Here is a 3345-nt window from a genome sequence, read left to right on the forward strand (position 1 = left end):
CTACGACCCGACTTCCCTGCTGGGGTGACAGGTGTGAGCGCGAGCGCGACGACGACGGCGCACGCCGCGACGAGCTGCGCCGTACGCCCGGCCAGGCGCGGCCAGAGCAGACCGAGGAAGGCAGCGGCAGCCGCCGCGTCCAGGCCCCAGCGGGCAGGGTCGCCGAGGGCGTCACCCACCCGGGCGCCGACGACCGTGAACAGGTTCCAGAGGCTGAAGACCCCGACCCCGGTCCACCAGAAGCCGGCCCGGGCCAGCACCGGGTCGTCCTGCGCGACGGCGACGGCGGTCGACTCGTCGATGGTGAGGTGCGCGGCGGCCCACCGCCGTGCTCCGCGGGCGCGCAGGAGCGTGGCCATCGCTGCCCCGTAGAGGGCGTTGCGTGACCCGAGCAGCCCGGCCGTGGCGACGGCCGCGACGGGGCTGCCACCCGCGCCCACGACCCCGATGAACGCGAACTGCGACCCGCCGGTGAACATCAGCACGCTGAGGGCCATGGTCTGCGCCAGGTCGAGGCCTGCCGCGACGGCGAGGGCCCCGAACGAGACCCCGTAGACGCCCGTCGCGACCGACACCGATGCGGCCTGCCGGATGACCCGGGCCCGCGCAGCATCCCGCCCGGCGCCCTCCCGCGGCCCATCCGGCTCCGCTGCGGGAGGGGGGTGTGCGGACATGGCGCCAGTATGTCGCCGCTCGTCCCGGAGTCGAGTCGCGGCCCCCGTGCCGGACGCCCCAGCGCGCCGTGGCCGGGTCCGTCGTCGCCGCTCCGGGAGACCTACGATGACCCCATGGCGACGCGACCGGCCCTTGACGGCTCCTCCGGCTCGGTAGACCACACCGCCGACCCGGTGGCCACCCCCTCTGCCGTGGCGGTCGCCGCACCACCCACCCAGTACGAGGACCTGCTGCGCCGGGTCCTCGAGGAGGGGGTCCCCAAGGGCGACCGCACCGGCACCGGGACGCGCAGCCTCTTCGGTCACCAGATGCGGTTCGACCTGCAGCAGGGTTTCCCGCTCGTCACGACCAAGCGGGTGCACCTGCGCTCGGTGGTCCTCGAGCTGCTCTGGTTCCTGCGCGGGGACTCCAACGTCGGCTGGCTCCAGGAGCGCGGGGTCAAGATCTGGGACGAGTGGGCCGCGCCCGACGGCGAGCTCGGCCCGGTCTACGGGGTCCAGTGGCGGTCCTGGCCCACGCCGGACGGCGGCCATGTCGACCAGATCACCGAGCTGGTCGACGGGATCCGGCGTGACCCGGACTCCCGGCGCCACATCGTCTCGGCCTGGAACGTCGCCGAGATCCCGGCGATGGCCCTGGCTCCGTGCCACGCGCTGTTCCAGTTCCACGTGGCCCAGGGGAGGCTGTCCTGCCAGCTGTACCAGCGCAGCGCGGACCTCTTCCTCGGGGTGCCCTTCAACATCGCGAGCTATGCGCTGCTCACCCACATGGTCGCCCAGCAGACCGGGCTCGAGGTCGGCGACTTCGTCTGGACCGGGGGGGACTGCCACATCTACGACAACCACCTCGACCAGGTCGACGAGCAGCTCAGCCGTGAGCCCTACCCCCTGCCCACCCTGCGGCTGCGCCCTGCGTCATCGATCCTGGACTACTCCTTCGAGGACGTCGAGGTGGTCGGCTACCAGCACCACCCGGCCATCCCCGCGCCGATCGCGGTCTGAGCCCGTGACCGTCTCGCTCATCTGGGCCGAGTCGACCGACGGCTGGATCGGCGTCGACGGCGGGCTGCCCTGGCACCTGCCCGAGGACATGGCACGGTTCCGCGGTCTGACCCGGGGGCGGCCGGTGGTGATGGGGCGGAGGACCTGGGAGTCGCTGCCCGAGCGGTTCCGGCCGCTGCCCGGACGGCGCAACATGGTCCTCTCCCGGCAGACGGAGCTGGCTCTCGAGGGCGCCGAGGTCGTCGCCGAGGTCGCCGAGGTGCTGCGTCGTGCCGAGGGCGAGGACCTCTGGGTCATCGGGGGTGCCGAGGTCTACGCGGCCTTCCTCCCGTCCGCGGACCGGCTCGAGGTCACCCAGGTCGACCTCGCCGTCGAGGGCGACACCCGCGCCCCCGCCCGTGGTCCCGGGTGGGTCGAGGCGAGACGCGAGCCCCTCGAGGGCTGGGCCGTCTCGAGCACAGGGCTCCGGCACCGGTTCGTGACCCTCGTGCGCGAGCCGCCCGGCCCGTGACCACGGGGCGCGCACCGCAGCCGTCGGGCGTTAGTTTGTCGCCATGAGTCTCACGTCGTCCCGCCCCTTCGGGGCGCTCCTCACCGCGATGGTCACGCCGATGCGGGCTGACGGGACGGTGGACATCGAGGCCGGCGCACGGCTGGCGACCCACCTGGTGGACCACGGGCACGACGGCCTGGTGCTCAACGGCACCACGGGAGAGGCCCCGACGACCCACGCCCCCGAGAAGGCAGAGCTCATCCGCGCGGTCGTCGAGGCCGTGGGCGACCGGGCCGTGGTCGTGGCCGGTGCGGGGTCGAACGACACCGCTCACGCGGTCCGGATGGCCGAGCAGGCCGCCGAGGTCGGCGCTCACGGTCTTCTCGTCGTCACGCCGTACTACTCGCGCCCCTCCCAGGAGGGGGTCTACTGCCACACCGTCGCGGTGGCTGACGCGACAGACCTGCCCGTGATGCTCTACGACGTGCCCGGGCGCACCGTGGTCCGCTACGAGCCCGCGACCCTCGACCGGCTCGCGGCTCACCCGCGCATCGTGGCAGTCAAGGACGCGACCGGTGACGTGCAGAGCGCCCTGCGCTCGATCGACCGGACCGGTCTCGCCTGGTACTCGGGGGACGACGGGATGCTGCTGCCCTTCCTCTCGGTGGGGGCGGTGGGCATCGTGAGCATGGCCGGGCACCTCCTCGGGGACGAGCTCGCCTCGGTCCTGCGCGCCTGGGACCGTGGTGAGGTCAGCCTGGCGCGGCGGGAGTTCGCCACCCTGCTGCCGACGATCGACCTCATCTGCGGCAGCGGCAACGGGGCGCTGCGCTCCAAGCTCGCCCTCGCCCTCCTCGGCCTGATCCCCGGGGCAACGATGCGCCTGCCCCAGGTCCCCGCGGACGAGGACGAGGTCGCCGCGGTCCGAGCAGCCCTCGTCACCGCCGGGCACCTCGTCTCCGCGGAGGCCTGACCCGGGGGCCGACGACACGGCCCTGCCGAGGAGCAGCCTCCCCGGAGCCTGAGGCCTGCCCCGGTACCGTGGGGAGCATGGCGACCCGTACGTCCGCACCCCGTGGTGCCTCCGGTCGCGCCTCGTCGGCGCGGTCAGGGGGTGCAGCTCGCCCGAGCCCGCGCGGCTCCGGGTCCGGGGGGCGCTCCGGCGGACGGGCGGCA

Annotated in this window: 4 protein-coding genes; 3 read left to right on the forward strand and 1 reads right to left on the reverse strand. The window is 73.9% G+C overall.

Features of this window, described 5'->3' with window-relative positions:
• The coding region (locus L0B03_RS15630) for an AzlC family ABC transporter permease (RefSeq protein WP_374204980.1) at positions 1-674 on the reverse strand (674 nt) is incomplete at its 3' end.
• Positions 675-788: 114 nt separating this feature from the next.
• On the opposite strand from L0B03_RS15630, the gene L0B03_RS15635 reads away from it, so the two are divergent.
• The 3 genes from L0B03_RS15635 to dapA are packed head-to-tail and all read left to right on the forward strand — an operon-like array spanning position 789 to position 3142.
• The gene (locus tag L0B03_RS15635; protein WP_250447496.1) at positions 789-1676 is read left to right on the forward strand and encodes a thymidylate synthase; all 888 of its coding nucleotides are present in this window, start codon (positions 789-791) and stop codon (positions 1674-1676) included.
• 4 nt (positions 1677-1680) lie between these two features.
• The gene (locus tag L0B03_RS15640; RefSeq protein ID WP_250447499.1) at positions 1681-2187 is read left to right on the forward strand and encodes a dihydrofolate reductase; all 507 of its coding nucleotides are present in this window, start codon (positions 1681-1683) and stop codon (positions 2185-2187) included.
• Positions 2188-2230: 43 nt separating this feature from the next.
• Positions 2231-3142, forward strand: a complete 912-nt coding sequence (dapA, locus tag L0B03_RS15645) for a 4-hydroxy-tetrahydrodipicolinate synthase (RefSeq protein ID WP_250447502.1) — start codon at positions 2231-2233, stop codon at positions 3140-3142.
• Positions 3143-3345: the final 203 nt, after the last annotated feature.

It is taken from the genome of Actinotalea sp. C106 (assembly GCF_023630195.1).
Lineage (GTDB): Bacteria > Actinomycetota > Actinomycetes > Actinomycetales > Cellulomonadaceae > Actinotalea.

Excerpts from the sequence above, each read along its gene's own strand:
- L0B03_RS15635 (WP_250447496.1), top strand. The coding sequence starts at position 789 with ATGGCGACGCGACCGGCCCTTGACGGCTCCTCCGGCTCGGTAGACCAC.
- dapA (WP_250447502.1), top strand. The coding sequence starts at position 2,231 with ATGAGTCTCACGTCGTCCCGCCCCTTCGGGGCGCTCCTCACCGCGATG.